Genomic DNA, 303 nt, shown 5'->3' with positions numbered 1-303 from the left:
TCCCGGTCAATGAAAAGAAACGCCTGACCTTCGCCAGAGGGTTGCACGCGATCCTGGGCCATGACCCGGACACGATCATGGTCGGTGAAATCCGCGACCCGGACACCGCGCACATCGCCGTGCAATCGACACTCTCCGGTCACCTGGTGTTCACCACCATCCACGCCAACAACTTGTTCGACGTGATCGGCCGTTTCACCCAAATGGAAATCGGGCGCAGCGGCTGATCCGCCTGGTCTGCGCCAGTTGCAGCGCGCCGGTCACCCCCACCGACGACGAATTGCTCGCCTCGGGCCTCGACCC

General features: G+C 63.0%; 1 pseudogene. It reads left to right on the top strand.

The features are described from left to right. A pseudogene (locus BK660_RS29985) lies at positions 1-303 on the top strand (ATPase, T2SS/T4P/T4SS family); the annotation flags it as partial.

Origin of the sequence: Pseudomonas brassicacearum (genome assembly GCF_003732265.1) — a bacterium.
GTDB lineage: Bacteria > Pseudomonadota > Gammaproteobacteria > Pseudomonadales > Pseudomonadaceae > Aquipseudomonas > Aquipseudomonas brassicacearum_D.
The sequence above is the reverse complement of the archived record's forward strand: the minus strand, read 5'-3'. Positions and strand labels throughout refer to the sequence as shown.